The organism is Paenibacillus barcinonensis (genome assembly GCF_003217495.1).
GTDB classification, from domain to species: Bacteria; Bacillota; Bacilli; order Paenibacillales; family Paenibacillaceae; genus Paenibacillus; species Paenibacillus barcinonensis.
On sequence record NZ_QJSW01000012.1, the window covers coordinates 37,516 to 52,069 of the forward strand.

Sequence of the window (14,554 nt, forward strand, 5' to 3'; positions counted from 1 at the left end):
GAAGGATAATAAAGGCTAGAGAGCGATTAGCTCATAAGCTGAAAGGAAGGATGGCATGTTAGCGTTTCGTTTGACCGGGCGTCCGGATTCACGAATGCCTTTGTACCTGTACGGTGTGGGTACGCAGGAAGAAAAGGGGCTGCATAGACCGGATGGCTTTCCGGTGTATCAGCTGTTTATGGCCCGAGGTGGCGGGGGGCGGTTTAACATTGCGGGAAGAGCGGCTTTTGTTATTGAAGCAGGACAACTGTTCGTACTCGAACCAGGCATAGCGCATGAATACATCCCTCATCCCAAAACTAACGGGGAGCTGGCATATATCGGAATCGGTGGTGATGCAACGGCATCAGTGCTACAGGCAGCAGGAATGGTTCGCAGAGAGGCCTGCACAGTATCCGGGTTTGATGTGATGTGGTCACGGATGACGGATTTGTGGAAGGCGCTGGACCCTGGCAAGATGTCGATGTGGAGCACCTCTGCCTTGGTATACCAGTTCATACTGGAACTCGCTCAGGTTACGTCTCCTGAGGCGGCGTCAGCTTCTCTCGCGGCAGAGCCCAAAATCAGGCGTTCCTTCACGGGAGTGGACAGTGCAGTGCAAGAGAGTAGCATGCCAGGAATGCAGCTACACTCGGACGCCGGTATGGATGGTCTGAATCGGGCCATTGCCTTGATGCAGGCTCATTATCAGGATGATCTGTTATTCAAACATGTGGCTGATGCCGCAGGCTACTCCGTTCAGCATCTGAATCGCTTGTTTCATCAGCACTATGGTGTGACAGGACATCAGTACATGCAGCGCTGGCGATTACATAAGGGACTGGAGTGGATGAATGAGCATCCTCAGGCCAGTGTGAAGGAAGCAGCCGAGAATGTAGGCATGGAAGTGAATTATTTCATCCGCATGTACAAACGTGAATTCGGGGAAACGCCGGGTAAAGGTGTAAAGCAGCGCAATCAGCTCAAGCTGGAGCAGAGTGTTGGCTCTACACCACAGCACTGGCCCGAATCCGCTGGTGGAGGGCTGAGACACAAAAATTAAATCGTAAACGCAACAAATAGAAAAATAATTAAAACGATAACTAAAAAGGGACCGTACGGTCCCTTTTTAACATTCATGATAATATGGATCACAAAAGGCTATGTACCTGCCTGTATCCTGTTATGCCTGCTTCTTTTGCCCAAATAACGGCCTCATTAGAGCAAGCCCAACAATGCCAATGAGAGCACTCACCCACGGGGCCATGTAGAACACAGGTAATTTATCCCGAAGCGGGTAACCGACAAAGAGCACAAGCACAACAATCACCACGTAAATAGCAATGCCTCGAACGTTAACTTTGGGCATAACATGTTTGTCTGCCCCCTTGTCGTCTGGTCGTGCTGCTAATCGACGCAGCATCTCCACCAGCGCAATTCCGCCAACAGCGGCAATGATGAGGGAGAACAGGCTAATATGCTCGAAGGGCTCGGTATCACCATCTGTCATGGCGAAGAATAATCCTGCACTGCCTTGAATGAGCAGCACAACGGATATAGCGGCCCAAGCAATCATCAGGTACCATTTAGGTGTTCGTTGAACAGGCTCGTCCGTATCCTCCTGATCCGTGTGCTGAACTGTGCCGGTTTTGTTTTTCTGGCTAGAACGTGCACCGGATTTTTGCCTGGCTGTGCTTGAATCTGATTGCACGCCTGGTTGTGATTTACCTATTCCAAGCTGGGCATAAATATCCTTCTCCAGATCAGGTCCGTACAGTTCGCGGGCAGGTTTGTTGTCCTGCTGTGCCTGTACGATCGCTTTACCTGCGGCAAGAATCCATTCTTCCTGAGTCCTCTCATCTGCTGGTGACTGCCGTGCAATGGTGCTGATCTGGTTGTACAATTGTACGTTATCTGGTGTCATCCGGCTCATCTCTGTGATTTGCCGATTTTGTATTTCTTTCAGCTTCTTATAAGAAATCCCCAATGCTTGCTCCCCCTGTCCTCACACGTTCTGATCCTCCATGTTCATGAAGACCCTGACGGTATTTTAGTATACGGGAAGGGCTCTCGTTTCGCAAAGTCATTCCTTATAAAATAACTGCTTATGGTTCACCCATAGCCCGATGCAGGCTAGCACAACACAGGTACATAAGAGCACCAGCTTTCCATGATGCTGAATCCATGCAAGCAGATGTGCCATGAGCTCATTCCTTTCGGTGAAAGGCGTCCCAGATAGGGAATGCCTTTGATTTTGGTTTTATTTTCCCCCTGCGAATCTATGAATATACACAGACCGTCTTGAAGAAGCAACGATTCTGTGAACCGTGAATAAAGAGCTGTGCAATCCACCACAATAGTAGAAATTTAAACCGAAATGATGGATAGGAGGGCGCTGAAGATGGACAAGCAATCAGAACTGACACGTAAGATGCTGCTTAATAGCAATTCGCGTGGTGACATGCATGAAGTAGTACCGATGGATGAGGCTATGGAGGATGCAGAGTTTGGGGAAGAGTTGAATGATGACAATATGCAGGGCAGAAGCTTCTGGGACAATGATGGTGCAGGCCAGCAGCATGAATGGAACGGACGAATCGAGACCCATGCGATGTTTCGCAGGAGTTACGAGTAGGAAGCAAGCATGAATCAGACATGCAGATGCTATGGCAGGCACGCCCTAAACAATGAATATTTCGAGCCCGGCTGACGTATAGCCAGGCTCTTTTTTTTACAACGGAATGATTGAAAAGAGAACAACTACACAGGAAACGGAACGATGATTTCTCGCGTTGACTTACGGGGGAGGGGATGATAATATACTAATATCTTCTTAATACTCATTAAACTTATCGGATTAAATACAATTACAATTATGATGTAGAGCATAAACGTCAAATAGATAGTCTTGTCATGGAAAGGGGAAATCGGTATGGAACGTCAGATCAGTATCCGTCACGGCGAAGAGGAGTTAACCGCAACCATTCATTATCCGGTTGTCAAAAATATTAAAGAGGAGACACGTCAGCAGCGTGTGCCTCTGGCTGTCATCTGCCATGGCTTTGTGGGAAGCCGAATTGGCGTGGATCGTTTGTTTGTGAAGACGGCGCGCGAACTCGCGGAAGACGGATATCTGGTGCTGCGTTTTGATTATATTGGTTGCGGAGAGAGCAGCGGTGAGTATGGAGCAGAGGGACTGGAGTCCATGGTCCAGCAAACTCGTTCTGTACTGGATTATGCTGTGAACTGCAGTGATGTAGACCCTACACGTGTCACTTTAATTGGACATAGCCTGGGTGGGGCTGTTGCGTTGTTGACGGCTGTACGCGACAAACGGGTTAAGAATCTGGTGATGTGGTCGGCTGTAGGCTACCCGTTCAACGATATTGTGAAGATTACGGGGCGGGACGTGTACGATGAGGGTGTGAGAACAGGGGCTGCCGATTATCTCGGCTACAGGTTCACACCGAAATTCTTCGAATCACTGGCAGAACATCAGCCCTTCCAGGAAGCTGTGAAGTTCAGCGGGGATGTGCTGGTTGTACATGGCACTTCCGACGAGGTCATCCCGGTAGACTATGCGTTTCTGTATCAGAAGGTTTTCTGGATGCGCCAGGAAGGGCGTTGCGACAAGGAAATTATTTTCCAGGGCAATCATACCTTCTCATCAGGTAAAGAGCGGGAACAGCTCATTACTCGCACCAGAGAATGGCTTGGAGAGCGTCAGAAGATTGAAGAGAACTGGCAGCACTGGATGATCTAAGTGATAAGTCAAACGTCATAAATCAAAAGTCACGGGGGGTAGCTTGGAAAAGCGCCTTCTTCGGGGTAAAATAGAGAGGTAAGCATCCTATCCGTGTCTGGAGGTTGGCAGCGATGACATTACCCGCACTATTCATTGCGCATGGTTCTCCCCTGCTTTCGGTGGAGAGCAGTGACTACACTCAGTTTTTGAACCAGCTTGGAGAGAGGCTGCCGGCTCCAAAGGCTATCGTTGTATTTACTGCGCACTGGGACTGTCCTGTGCCTTCGGTGACGATGGATGAGATCCATCAGACCCTGCATGATTTTTACGGATATCCTTCAGCCATGTATAACATACAGTATCCCGCAGTCGGGCAGACTGAAATTGCGAACGAGATCTGTGCGTTATTCTCCCGAAGCAACTTGCCATATCAGCCTGTTCATGGACGAGGGCTGGATCATGGCGTGTGGGTGCCGCTGTTGCATATGTATCCCGAGGCCAGCATTCCGGTTATAGCAGTATCAGTCGACTCCCTGCGTTCTCCTCAAGAGCAGTATGATATCGGGCGTATGCTGGAGCAGCTCCGGCATGATAATGTGCTGATTGTTGGTAGCGGTGGAACGGTTCATAATCTGAGAATGCTGGCACAGGATGACGAGCCGCAGGACTGGGCCATTGAATTTGATGATTGGCTTGGGGAGCGTCTGCAGCAATGGAACACAAGAGAGTTGTTTCAATATGATAAAAAAGCTCCACATGCGCGGACGGCAGTTCCCTCTTATGGAATGGAGCATATCGCACCTTTGTTCTATGCGATGGGCACAGCGGATATGTCCCGCACAGCCCGGCGGTTATTTCAAGCCTATCCTCACGGCACCCTTAGTCTGAACTGCTGGCAGTTTGGAGACGGCGTGTAACTTGGAGCAGATGAGCGTGATATTGTCCAAGTATGGGGATATCGTTCGGAAGCAGGTTAGGTCCTTTAAATTATCGTTCCAAGCCAGGATGTTTTCCGCAGGCGTGCCGGGGCACGTTAAGGGAAAGGGAAGCAGCAGGGGGCAAAAAGGTGGTAAAAGATGCACTTCAGTAGGCTTTAAGACACGCCCTAATGAAGTTAAGAATACAGTGGTATGGGGAGAGAGGTTGCTTGCGGTCCGTTAGCTGACTGCGAGCAACCTCTTTTTGGTGCTTCAAGTGTCACAGGCGTCTGCTGCAGTAGCACCGACATCGCACGGGCAGACTGCGTGAGGTTTAGCTTGTAGCCCTATTTGCGAATCTCGAACAACTCACATTCCGCACGGGAGTGATAGGCCAGTTCGCTGACACTGGATTGCACCACAACGATGTTCTCGTCAAACCGGATAATGATGCCTCCTGAATCAACCTGATGGTTATCTTTGAATACCCGGATTTTATGTTTGAAGGTCATGGCTTCCTGAAAATCCGCATCTGTTTCGAGACGGCGTTGAGTTGGCATGGGATACTCCTTTGTTCTGATTTACTTTATATTAATCATAATACGGAGTCTGACAGGTGAGCAAGTCCAGTCTCAAAGGAATGATCACACTCTGCCACGGGGAACCCGTATCAAAAAATCCTGCTCCACAGGGGAGCAGGATTGAGATTGCTTTTGCATTAATATTTTATTGAGATCAGGCTGTTTTCTTCGTTGGTGTAATGGTTGGTGTCGTAGGAGTTACCGTTTTGTTGCGGTTGAACAATCCGCGAAGGTAAGGCAGAACCCAGTGATCCAGACCGATTTTACCAGCATTTGCACCAGCTACGACGATGAAGATTTCCATCAGAACCAGTTGAGCGTTGGTGCTTACCGTACCCGAGAAGAGGAACGCAAAGTTCATCACCATAGCCATCAGAGCTGCGAAGGTTGTGAAGCATCCGAGGAGCAGTCCCAGACCTACAAGGAATTCACCAAGCGGGATAATGAAGTCGAACAATCCGGCATTCGGGATTGCGAATTTTTCAAGGAACGTTGCCCACCATGCTTGAACCGCCGGATGATCACCTGTTGCTTTTTCAAGTGCTCCTGCGAGGAATCCGCCAGCTTGGAATCCGCCAGTCAGCTTGCTCCAGCCGTGAGTCATCCAATCGTAACCGATATACACCCGAATTACTGTTAAAATCCACATTGCCACTTTGTTTTCTCTAAGCCATTGGTTGAAGCTGAACATATAAACCACTCCTTTTATGAAATCTGATGTGTGTTTGTTTTTGTTTTTCTAAGTGATCACCTTTGATGGCTTTATTGTATAATCGTGAGCGTGTTTTGTTTGTGATAATAATCACAATCTAGTTCAAATTTTAAGTAAGGTTTAAGAAGTTCACATTTGTGACACATCTACTTCCCTAAAGCGTGATTCAAAATAGATAAACGAGCGGCATCAAGGCTTTCCAGACGCAGACAAAACGGAAGCATTGTGATTAAATGGAAGGAAATACGTGAGATGGTTGCCCGCATGAGAGAAATATCACACATGACATCGGAAGAGAGTCAGCCAGATCGTTCAGGAGGTTTTATATTGAATTCGTTTTCTTGGAAAAAGGGATTACTGACAGCATCAGGCTGTCTACTTGCCATCAGCCTTTCCGCTTGTCAGGATAAGGAAGCGCAGGCTCCTCAGCCGGAGCCAGCACCTGCACCTATGCAGGAAGAGCAGTCGGTGGAGAAGCCTGCTGACCATGCGTTTACAGCACCTTTAACTGGTCTGGCTGTGGAGAAGGTACCTACGGATCGCCCGCTGGCTGTCATGATTAACAATGCACCAGCGGCACGTCCTCAATCCGGGCTAAGCGCAGCAGACATTATTATTGAGGTGCTTGCCGAAGGTGGGATTACTCGTTTTATCGCCGTTTTCCAAAGTGAAGGCGGTGAAGATGCTGTTGGCCCTGTGCGCAGCATTCGTCCGTACCTGATTGAGCTGGGGGAAAGCTATGATGGTGTGCTTGTGCATGCAGGGGGCAGCCCGGAGGCCTATTCTATTTTGCAGAAACAGAAGAAGCAGCACATGGATGAAATTTCGAATGGAGGCCCTTATTTCTGGCGCTCCAAGGAGCGCAAGGCGCCCCACAATCTGTATACCTCTGTCGAGAAGCTTAGAGAAGGTGCGGACAAGAGGGGGTACAGCCATGAGTTTCAATCTCCTGTATATAGATACGACGAGCAAGGCTCTACCTCGGCAGGAGAGGCTGTGAAGCAATTTGATATCCACTATTTATTGAATAGTTACAAAGTAACGTATGATTATGATGAAGTTAGCGGACGATATATGAGAATGGTGAACGGGAAGCCTGATCAGGACAAAGATAATGGAAATCAGCTTGGCGCAGCTAACATCATTGTTGCCGGAGCGGATCACAAGGTGCTCGATGATGTCGGCCGATTGTCTGTTAACGTGGATCAAGGCGGGGAAGCGATGCTATTTCAGAAGGGTAAAATGATCCGCGGGCAGTGGGTGAGGAAAAAAGGGGATATCATACGTTTCGTGCAGGACGGAGTTGAGATGAATCTTGTACCCGGTAAAACCTTCATCAACATCGTTCCGAACACCCCGAAATTTGCAGATCATGTGAAGCTTGGCCAGCTATCATGATGGATTTCTGGAGCGATTTTCCTGAAGAAATGTAAACGCAATGTAAAATTTGAGTCTGATTTTGCCATAATTCCAAATAATTAAGATTCATTTCAGGCTTATATGAGAAGAATATAAAAAAGCATCGCAGCTTTTGTACAAACCATGAAACAAATATGATAAGATATCAAAGGTTGTCATTTCATGTTTCATCGGTTATCAGCGCAATTTCTCGAAGAGGGGATAGAGCTATGAAGATTAAGAAGAAAAAGAAGGATATATTTTTTGAAACACTGGAGAACATGGCAGACACGGTGGTTCAAGCGGCAGATTATTTCTCCCAGCATGTTTCCAACCTTCAGGATGTAACTCTTTTTGCTAATGAAATGAAAAAGTACGAGTCGCAGTGTGATGACTATGTACACACCATCATTACAGAGCTGAACAAAACATTTATCACGCCGATCGAACGCGATGATATTATGGAGCTGACAACAACTCTTGATGACGTATTGGACGGAATCGAAGCAACAGCTTCCCGTTTCTATATGTACCAACTGGTTGAACCGGACGAATATATCGTTCAATTTGCAGAAATCTTGCGTCAATCGGCTTATGAAATTCAAAAGGCGATTCATTTGCTGTCCCAGAAAAAATTGCTGGCGATTCGTGAGTACACTATTCGTCTGAATGATCTGGAAAACCAGGGTGACGAGGTATTGCGTAACTGTATCAAGAATCTGTTCGCTACAGTATCCGATCCGATTGAGCTGATCAAGCGTAAAGAGATTTATGAACGTCTTGAAACGACAACGGATGATTGTGAGCATGTTGCAAACGTTCTTGAGTCCATCATCATGCGTAATTCTTAAGGAGCCAGAGACTAATGGAAACAACGATTTGGGTATTAGGTATAGTCGTCTTCCTTGCACTGGCGTTTGACTTCATCAATGGTTTTCATGATACAGCCAATGCTATTGCGACTTCGGTATCAACACGTGCACTGACGCCGCGCCGTGCTATTATTTTGGCAGCTGTGATGAACTTTGTCGGTGCGATGATGTTTACAGGTGTTGCGAAGACGATTGGGGGGAGCGTGACGGATCCCACCAAGCTGGATAACGGCATCGAGGTCGTCATCGTTACCTTGATTGCCGCGATCATATGGAATTTGGTGACCTGGTGGTTTGGAATTCCTTCTTCCTCTTCACATGCATTGATTGGAGCGCTCGCAGGTGCAGTCCTTGTCGGAGCGGGCTCGGACAAAGTAAAATGGAGCGGATTCACAGATATCGTCGCAGGATTGCTGCTATCACCTCTGATTGCTTTTGCAATAGGTTATATCGTCATGACGGTTCTTAAATATGTATTTGCCAAACGCAGTCCGCATAACGTGAATAAAGGCTTCCGTACCGTACAGATTTTCACAGCTGCACTGCAGGCATTTACACATGGTACCAACGATGCGCAGAAAGCGATGGGGATTATTACGTTTGCGCTCGTCGCGGCCAAAGTACAGGATCATCTCGAAGTACCGCTGTGGGTAAAAATCTCTGCAGCAACAGCGATGGCTCTTGGAACGTCCATTGGTGGATGGAAAATCATCAAAACGATGGGAACCAAGATCTTTAAAATTGAACCGATCAACGGCTTCGCGGCAGATTTGTCGGCTGCCTCCGTTATTTTCTCGGCAACGCTGCTTCACCTTCCGGTAAGTACAACACATGCGATTACATCAGCGATTCTGGGTGTAGGTTCGGCTAAGCGTTTCTCGGCGGTAAAATGGGGACTTGCTGGGCGGATCATTGTTACGTGGTTTATTACGATTCCAATTACTGCAGCTCTTGCGGGATTGCTATACTGGATTATTTTCTAAAACTACGCATATAAAGCAGCACATCCGTGGATATGTTTTAGGGAACCGAAGAACGGTCTGTTTATAACCATGTGAATATCGGGATATGTGGATAATTAAAACAATGATATGGAAAATAGGCTGTGCATGAAATTGTGGACAGGCTGGATATGTGGATAGCCATCCGTGGAATGATAAACCAAAAGAAATCTTCCTGTGGATACAGGGAACTGTGTGGATAGGGGAAATGAGAGAAGCCAACCGGGTTGGCTTTTTTTGTTGTCGTGTCGAGTAACATCAGGTCATACATCCGCAGTGATCGCTTCATCCGTAAAGAAGAGACTTGCGAGGCTTTGGCGTTGTATGATGTAAACAGGGTCCGGGCGTTAATCTTTTATAAGAGCAGGATTAGTGAAAGGTTTTAAGCATAGGCAATAACTTTGACAAGAGACAAGGACGTGGTCTACTCCATGATTCGTACACTTGCAATTACAAGGGATCATCAAGTTACCGTGAACATACCGCTGGAGCAGCTGGATATGAGCGAATATGCCTGGGTATGGACAGATTTTAACCAGCCGACAGAAGAAGAGAGCCGATTGCTGGACAGCTATTTTCATTTTCACCCGTTAGCGATTGAGGACTGTATGCATGTCTTGCAGCGGCCCAAGCTGGACTATTATGAAGACTTGCAGTTTCTCGTGCTGCATGCACTGAATCCCGTTACACTGGAGGCGGAAGAGGTGGATTTGTTTCTGGGAGCGAACTTTCTGGTATCTTTTCATCATGGGAAGCTGGAAGAGGTGGATGAAGCCTGGAATCGGCTGCTACAGCATGCACATGAACGAACCATCTGGGCAAGAGGGCCGGTTGCGGCAGCATACACTGTCATGGACAAGCTTGTGGATCATTATTTTCCGTCACTGTTTGCCATTGAGGATGAACTGGCTGAATTGGAAAACCGCGGAGGTCAGGAGTCGGTAGAAGAACTGATGAATCAGGTGTTTGACTTGCGTAGTCGATTGCTGAAGCTGAGACGTACGGTTGTTCCAATGCGTGATTTGCTCTATCGGGTAGTTAATTCACAGCATGTTCAGCGATCAGGAGAGCATACGGTGTATTTTACAGATATATACGACCATCTACTCAAGCTGGCCGATATGATTGAAGCGGATCGGGAGATGACGGCAGACCTGCGCGATAGTTATATTTCATTGAATTCCAACCGAATGAATCAGATTATGAAAACATTAACCGTTATTACTACCGTTTTTATGCCACTCACCCTGATCGCCGGTATTTACGGAATGAACTTCACCCACATGCCAGAGCTGCAATGGAAGTACGGATATGGTGCCGTGCTGTTGCTGATGTTTGTCTTGGGCGGCTGTATGGTGGCATGGTTTGTGAAGCGTGGCTGGTTTAAGTAGGCAGGGAGTTATGCCCTGCCTTGTCTCATTTTATTTGACTATCCACATGTGAATAAGTCATTTCGTTGATACATAACTGTGCATAAGTGAAAAAGCGTAACCATGTGACCTGTTCCATAAACGTAGGCTTAGTCTACCTCAAGCACAAAAGAAACGGTCTGCGTTTCCTGTCCGTTCACAACAATGGTGAGCGTATGAAGACCCGCGTAAAATTTGCGAGTGGTGATCAGCTTGAAGGATTGTTTGGTAGTTACGGGGGTGCGGCCTTCCGCATACATTTTGTCAGAGCATTTGAAGCGCTTGGGGGCCTGCTTGCCATTAGCCTTCATATAACCGATCTCGTATTCTATTCGCAGCCTCTGTGGTTCCCCGCTTGTATTGACTACATCGAATGAAAAAGGAAGCTCCTCTCCAGTCGCAAGAGTATCCCGTCCGAGCTTCAGATTTTCAATATGAACAGCCTCCTGCTTGTTGTAGCCGAACAGGCTTAGTGCAACAGGATGCCCTTTTTTGAGCAGTGAACGGCTGGCGTGGCGAATAATCCAGTCCGTATGCGGGTGCTGGCCATGCCAGGACTGCGCTAAATCCAGCACGAGATCGGCATGATCTTTGGAGATATCGTTCAGGTGATTGGCTACACTTTTTCGTACATACAGAGAGTTGTCCTGCCGGAGTGCGTGCAAAATGGGAAGTACCGGCGTTGGATCAGCAATGAATTCACCAAGCTTGGCTCCCCATGGCAAACGAGGGCGGCTGCCTTCACTGGCTAACCTGCGAATATGCTCATTACTGCTTTCGGTCCATTCCATCAGCTGTCTGATCGTCTGGAGCGGGTAACGCTGAATAAAGGGTCTCACCGCAAACTCCGAGCTGGAATAAGGTGTAACTATCGCAAGATACTTCATGGACAGCTCGTACCTGTCTGGCGCAAGCCCGTTCACTTCAATGAAGTCAGGGATAAAAAGAAACTCAACCCCCCGCAGCTGCGGAGCCGCCTGTCCGATAATATGTAACGCTTCTTCATAGTCTGCCGGCAGAACCTGTGTTAAAGCTTCTGTAATGCGGCGAATCCTTGCCTTGAATTCGAGTGTCTCCCAGCCGTTGTTAAAGATCAACTCACGAAATTGCTGTGTCCGCAGCTGCGGATAAAACGGGCGAAGCTGGTCAGCGGTCCGATCAATCAGAGCGGGTGTATACTTGTCTTTGAACAGTTCCATGGTCTGCCTCCTTATCTATTCTCTAGTATACCTCATTTCCTCTGTATGGGAACATAAGTTCTTGATATTTGTTCTGTAAAAATGATTCAGACACCCCGCCTTCGTAAGGGGTGCCTGAGGGAAACTAGCTTTTGCGTCTTTTGGGACGCGATTTAGCGGTTGAGTTTTTACGGCGTGCAGGAGACGAGGTATGTTTCCGCTGTGTACCGTTCGTTTTTTTGCGGCGCTTGCGCGGGCGAGGCTTGGAGTATTCCTCGAAATCCGCATCCGCTTCACTGCTGCTATTTTTATTTTTTCCAAAAGGCAGAATGCCCATCACCAGCTTCATCATCGGTGCCATCTGCTGAATACCGCCAACGACCTTCTGCATTTTGGCTACACCGTTCATGATGCCGTCGATACCGCCGAAGCGGTCAATCATACCTTTGAGCTCCCCCAGATTGGCAAGGGAAAAGCCGGTTCCGCCTGACGATGCAGGCGCCTGAGCTGGAACAACAGGGGTCACTGGAGTGCCGCCTCCTAGAAAGCCCCCACCGGGTGCACCTTGCCCGTAAGGCACAAGACCGGATGCCTCGACTTCAGCGAAGCCAGGGTAATGCGGATCAACACCAGGATACATCGGCTGGACCTGGGCTTCATTCAGAGAGCGCGGGACGCCTCCATAAGGCACATAGGCCGATGTATGGGCCTGCCGATGAACATGAGGAGCCGGACGCGGCCGTGTTCCCGGCTGACGATGGTAATAATGCTGTGGCATGAACGATCACGTTCCTTCTGTATTAGATTTCGGAATTGCGTTCCACCGAGGAGCCCGGAATGCATTTTATCGAGTTATCACTGGAGTGAGATATGGAAACAACAAGCAAGGTGGAACTCCCTTTTGATATACTGTATGTCATTCGCGGAGAGGCGGCGTAGGCGAGTATCACGGGAAACGGGATATTTGCGGATTTGGGCGCAGATGATCCGTGAGGAGCAGGAAGGTGTCTATCAAAAGAAAAATGAAGGATGGACACAAATTTGTAACAATTAGGCTGTTTAAAATCCTAGATAAATCATCGGATATAGTTCCCTATAAATGGGGATAAATTGCGCTATTTACGCGTAATGTCCATGATAGGAGGACAATAGTATTGTTTGTAAGCGTTAACATGTGTTTTTATTCTGTAGTGCGTGAAATCGTTAACGCTTGAAATACCAACTCAGGGTAGGTACAATGTAGGTACACAGTAACCGCTAGGGGATGATAAATAAATGCAGCTGAAAAAGCTAAATGATAAAAGTATAGAACAACTATTCGAGGCCATTCTGACACTGAAGGATATTGAGGAGTGTTATGTCTTTTTTGATGACCTCTGCACCGTGAACGAGATTCAATCCATGTCCCAGCGGCTTGAAGTGGCACGTATGCTTGGTAAAGGCAATACGTATAACCAGATTGAAGCGGAGACGGGCGCGAGCACAGCTACAATCTCACGTGTTAAACGTTGTCTGAATTACGGTAACGACGGTTATAAAATGACGTTGGAACGCCTGGGACGATAAATGATGAAGAAGCCGGGTGTACTCATCATTAGTCACGGTTCTCAGGAGAAGACCTGGGTGGAATCCGTCGATGACGCGATCTCCCGGTTGCATCTGCCTGACCCGCTGCCTGTTGAAGCCGGATTTCTGGAATTGGTGGAAGGACGCTTGATCCAGGACGGCATTAACCGTCTGCAAGCTCAAGGTGTAACAGATATACTGGTTGTACCTCTCTTTGTTTCGTCTGGAAGCACACATGTGGATGAGATTGAATATGCGATTGGAGCCAAGGAAGCGCCTGAACGGGAGACAGACCTTGAACCATTCGAGGTGAAGGCTCGTGTTCATTTCGGTTATCCGGTGGATGATGATCCTGATATCGCGGTCATGGTATGGGACAAGGTCCAGTCACTGTCACGGCAGCCCGAACAGGAGACCATCCTGCTCATTGGACATGGAAGCATCCATGATGGGTTCCGTCAGCGATGGGAAGCCGGCATAGCTTCTCTTGCTCGACGCGTACAGGATATTAGCGGTGTAGCTCATACAGATTACGCGTTGCTTAATCCCGAGAGTGTGCATGACAAGGCGAAATACTGGAGCGAAGAGCGTGGAAGTCGTGTGATCGTGGCACCACTGTTTCTGAGCGCCGGTTATTTCACGCGTCAGGTCATCCCGGATCGGCTTCAAGGTCTGGACTATGCATATAGCGGGGAGACGCTGCTGCCTCATCCGCTGCTCGGTCAGTGGCTGGAGCGGCAAATTCAGTATTTGCTGGAGCGGTGTAATCAGGCGGATGAATAGATACAGCTTGAGAGAGAATGGTTTTGATTTTACGAAAAAGTAAATAGTGACCCTTGAATCGGGAGATTCGGGGTTTGAATGAATGAAAAACGGCAGAGATGCCGTTTTTTTTGTGTGTTCTTCGTGGTAGTAAAGCTATGCAACCAGCAGTGTTTCCAAGCGCATACAGCGAAATAAGTTTATTCATTGTGTATTTATTCATTGTGTATCTATTCATTGTGTATCTATTCATTGTTTAGGCATGATTAGTCCTATGGCTCAAAAGTAACGCGCTTTACTCGGTCTGCGGAAGCTGTTCAACAGAATGTATAAGCCGTATACAGAGCGGTTTAGCGTAACCGATGGAGTTCAGGCAACGTATAATCTTTTTTTTATTAAGACTGGTGTTTAGCGGTTAAAAGAGCAATCCCCTT

15 protein-coding genes are annotated in these 14,554 nt (G+C 47.8%); 10 read left to right on the top strand and 5 right to left on the bottom strand.

Translation table 11 applies throughout. The annotated features are described in order from the left end of the window. The first annotated feature begins 55 nt into the window (after nt 1-55). Nucleotides 56-1,042 (top strand): AraC family transcriptional regulator, encoded by a 987-nt coding sequence (locus DFQ00_RS17900; protein WP_110897850.1) that lies wholly within the window; start codon nt 56-58, stop codon nt 1,040-1,042. Between the two features lie 120 nt (nt 1,043-1,162). Here the strand turns inward: DFQ00_RS17900 and DFQ00_RS17905 are convergent, their stop codons facing one another. Continuing rightward, complete coding sequence (locus DFQ00_RS17905; protein WP_110897851.1) at nt 1,163-1,966, bottom strand: DUF1129 family protein; 804 nt, start codon at nt 1,964-1,966, stop codon at nt 1,163-1,165. A 414-nt stretch (nt 1,967-2,380) separates the two neighbouring features. Between DFQ00_RS17905 and DFQ00_RS17910 the strand changes: the two genes are divergently transcribed. The 3 genes from DFQ00_RS17910 to DFQ00_RS17920 all read left to right on the top strand — a co-directional run bounded on the left by DFQ00_RS17910 (nt 2,381) and on the right by DFQ00_RS17920 (nt 4,641). Continuing rightward, nucleotides 2,381-2,614, top strand: a complete 234-nt coding sequence (locus DFQ00_RS17910) for a hypothetical protein (RefSeq protein WP_110897852.1) — start codon at nt 2,381-2,383, stop codon at nt 2,612-2,614. Nucleotides 2,615-2,911: 297 nt separating this feature from the next. Continuing rightward, the gene (locus DFQ00_RS17915) at nt 2,912-3,742 is read left to right on the top strand and encodes an alpha/beta hydrolase (RefSeq protein ID WP_110897853.1); all 831 of its coding nucleotides are present in this window, start codon (nt 2,912-2,914) and stop codon (nt 3,740-3,742) included. Nucleotides 3,743-3,855: 113 nt separating this feature from the next. Beyond that, nucleotides 3,856-4,641, top strand: a complete 786-nt coding sequence (locus DFQ00_RS17920; RefSeq protein ID WP_110897854.1) for a DODA-type extradiol aromatic ring-opening family dioxygenase — start codon at nt 3,856-3,858, stop codon at nt 4,639-4,641. A 347-nt stretch (nt 4,642-4,988) separates the two neighbouring features. Here DFQ00_RS17920 and DFQ00_RS17930 read toward each other — a convergent pair whose 3' ends face one another. Together DFQ00_RS17930 and DFQ00_RS17935 are read right to left on the bottom strand one after the other, a co-directional pair. Then, the gene (locus DFQ00_RS17930; RefSeq protein WP_110897856.1) at nt 4,989-5,201 is read right to left on the bottom strand and encodes a hypothetical protein; all 213 of its coding nucleotides are present in this window, start codon (nt 5,199-5,201) and stop codon (nt 4,989-4,991) included. A gap of 175 nt (nt 5,202-5,376) precedes the next feature. Continuing rightward, nucleotides 5,377-5,913, bottom strand: coding sequence for a DoxX family membrane protein (locus tag DFQ00_RS17935; protein ID WP_110897857.1), 537 nt, complete (start codon nt 5,911-5,913; stop codon nt 5,377-5,379). A gap of 348 nt (nt 5,914-6,261) precedes the next feature. On the opposite strand from DFQ00_RS17935, the gene DFQ00_RS17940 reads away from it, so the two are divergent. The 4 genes from DFQ00_RS17940 to corA all read left to right on the top strand — a co-directional run bounded on the left by DFQ00_RS17940 (nt 6,262) and on the right by corA (nt 10,596). Then, nucleotides 6,262-7,332, top strand: a complete 1,071-nt coding sequence (locus DFQ00_RS17940; protein WP_244213911.1) for a DUF3048 domain-containing protein — start codon at nt 6,262-6,264, stop codon at nt 7,330-7,332. A 236-nt stretch (nt 7,333-7,568) separates the two neighbouring features. Continuing rightward, nucleotides 7,569-8,183 carry a DUF47 domain-containing protein gene (locus DFQ00_RS17945; protein ID WP_110897950.1) on the top strand — a complete coding sequence of 205 codons (615 nt, stop codon included), beginning with the start codon at nt 7,569-7,571 and terminating at the stop codon, nt 8,181-8,183. 14 nt (nt 8,184-8,197) lie between these two features. Continuing rightward, a complete protein-coding gene (locus DFQ00_RS17950; protein WP_110897858.1) occupies nt 8,198-9,187 on the top strand; it encodes an inorganic phosphate transporter in 990 nt (329 codons plus the stop codon). A gap of 449 nt (nt 9,188-9,636) precedes the next feature. Further along, complete coding sequence (gene corA, locus DFQ00_RS17955; protein ID WP_110897951.1) at nt 9,637-10,596, top strand: magnesium/cobalt transporter CorA; 960 nt, start codon at nt 9,637-9,639, stop codon at nt 10,594-10,596. Between the two features lie 128 nt (nt 10,597-10,724). Here corA and DFQ00_RS17960 read toward each other — a convergent pair whose 3' ends face one another. Both DFQ00_RS17960 and DFQ00_RS17965 read right to left on the bottom strand, forming a co-directional pair. Further along, nucleotides 10,725-11,813, bottom strand: a complete 1,089-nt coding sequence (locus DFQ00_RS17960) for a DNA alkylation repair protein (RefSeq protein WP_110897859.1) — start codon at nt 11,811-11,813, stop codon at nt 10,725-10,727. Nucleotides 11,814-11,937: 124 nt separating this feature from the next. Continuing rightward, a complete protein-coding gene (locus DFQ00_RS17965) occupies nt 11,938-12,570 on the bottom strand; it encodes a tyrosine protein kinase (protein WP_110897860.1) in 633 nt (210 codons plus the stop codon). A 497-nt stretch (nt 12,571-13,067) separates the two neighbouring features. Between DFQ00_RS17965 and DFQ00_RS17970 the strand changes: the two genes are divergently transcribed. Further along, the gene (locus DFQ00_RS17970; RefSeq protein WP_017690665.1) at nt 13,068-13,358 is read left to right on the top strand and encodes a YerC/YecD family TrpR-related protein; all 291 of its coding nucleotides are present in this window, start codon (nt 13,068-13,070) and stop codon (nt 13,356-13,358) included. Between the two features lie 3 nt (nt 13,359-13,361). Beyond that, complete coding sequence (locus DFQ00_RS17975; protein WP_110897861.1) at nt 13,362-14,141, top strand: sirohydrochlorin chelatase; 780 nt, start codon at nt 13,362-13,364, stop codon at nt 14,139-14,141. Nucleotides 14,142-14,554 lie beyond the last annotated feature (413 nt).

What these genes read in the sequence shown, in the direction of transcription:
- corA (WP_110897951.1), top strand. Translation starts at nt 9,637, where the DNA reads ATGATTCGTACACTTGCAATTACAAGGGATCATCAAGTTACCGTGAAC.
- DFQ00_RS17970 (WP_017690665.1), top strand. Translation starts at nt 13,068, where the DNA reads ATGCAGCTGAAAAAGCTAAATGATAAAAGTATAGAACAACTATTCGAG.
- DFQ00_RS17965 (WP_110897860.1), bottom strand. Translation starts at nt 12,570, where the DNA reads ATGCCACAGCATTATTACCATCGTCAGCCGGGAACACGGCCGCGTCCG.
- DFQ00_RS17900 (WP_110897850.1), top strand. Translation starts at nt 56, where the DNA reads ATGTTAGCGTTTCGTTTGACCGGGCGTCCGGATTCACGAATGCCTTTG.
- DFQ00_RS17960 (WP_110897859.1), bottom strand. Translation starts at nt 11,813, where the DNA reads ATGGAACTGTTCAAAGACAAGTATACACCCGCTCTGATTGATCGGACC.
- DFQ00_RS17920 (WP_110897854.1), top strand. Translation starts at nt 3,856, where the DNA reads ATGACATTACCCGCACTATTCATTGCGCATGGTTCTCCCCTGCTTTCG.
- DFQ00_RS17930 (WP_110897856.1), bottom strand. Translation starts at nt 5,201, where the DNA reads ATGCCAACTCAACGCCGTCTCGAAACAGATGCGGATTTTCAGGAAGCC.
- DFQ00_RS17910 (WP_110897852.1), top strand. Translation starts at nt 2,381, where the DNA reads ATGGACAAGCAATCAGAACTGACACGTAAGATGCTGCTTAATAGCAAT.
- DFQ00_RS17915 (WP_110897853.1), top strand. Translation starts at nt 2,912, where the DNA reads ATGGAACGTCAGATCAGTATCCGTCACGGCGAAGAGGAGTTAACCGCA.
- DFQ00_RS17950 (WP_110897858.1), top strand. Translation starts at nt 8,198, where the DNA reads ATGGAAACAACGATTTGGGTATTAGGTATAGTCGTCTTCCTTGCACTG.
- DFQ00_RS17935 (WP_110897857.1), bottom strand. Translation starts at nt 5,913, where the DNA reads ATGTTCAGCTTCAACCAATGGCTTAGAGAAAACAAAGTGGCAATGTGG.
- DFQ00_RS17975 (WP_110897861.1), top strand. Translation starts at nt 13,362, where the DNA reads ATGAAGAAGCCGGGTGTACTCATCATTAGTCACGGTTCTCAGGAGAAG.